This window comes from Streptomyces vastus (genome assembly GCF_039532825.1).
Lineage (GTDB): Bacteria > Actinomycetota > Actinomycetes > Streptomycetales > Streptomycetaceae > Streptomyces > Streptomyces vastus.
In genome coordinates, this window is the sequence record NZ_BAAASJ010000069.1 from 1 (window position 1) to 709 (window position 709).

At 68.4% G+C, this 709-nt stretch carries 1 protein-coding gene; it reads left to right on the top strand.

What is annotated here, in order from left to right:
- Window positions 1-709, top strand: a 709-nt coding sequence (gene cysD, locus ABD357_RS26200) for a sulfate adenylyltransferase subunit CysD (protein ID WP_344393396.1), incomplete at both ends; no start/stop codon positions are given.

The following is a 709-nucleotide window of genomic DNA, read 5'->3' on the forward strand; positions in this document are numbered from 1 at the left end:
CGTACGCGCTCTCTCACCTGGATGCCCTGGAGTCGGAGGGTGTGCACATCTTCCGTGAGGTGGCGGGCGAGTTCGAGCGGCCGGTGATTCTGTTCTCCGGCGGCAAGGACTCGATCGTCATGCTGCATCTGGCGTTGAAGGCGTTCGCTCCGGCGGCGGTTCCCTTCTCGCTGCTGCATGTGGACACCGGGCACAACTTCCCCGAGGTCATCGAGTACCGGGACCGGGTGGTGGCCGAGCACGGGCTGCGGCTGCATGTGGCCTCGGTGCAGGAGTACATCGACGCCGGCAAGCTGCGGGAGCGGCCGGACGGGACGCGCAATCCGCTGCAGACCGTGCCGCTCACCGAGAAGATCCAGACCGAGCGGTTCGACGCCGTGTTCGGCGGCGGGCGCCGGGACGAGGAGAAGGCCCGGGCCAAGGAGCGGGTGTTCTCGCTGCGCGACGAGTTCTCCCAGTGGGACCCGCGCCGGCAGCGGCCGGAGCTGTGGAACCTGTACAACGGCCGCCACGCGCCCGGCGAGCACGTCCGCGTCTTCCCGCTGTCCAACTGGACCGAGCTGGACGTGTGGCAGTACATCGCCCGCGAGAAGATCGAACTCCCGCAGATCTACTTCGCGCATCAGCGTGAGGTCTTCCAGCGCAGCGGCATGTGGCTGACCGCCGGTGACTGGGGCGGCCCGAAGGACGGCGAGACCGTCGAGAAGCG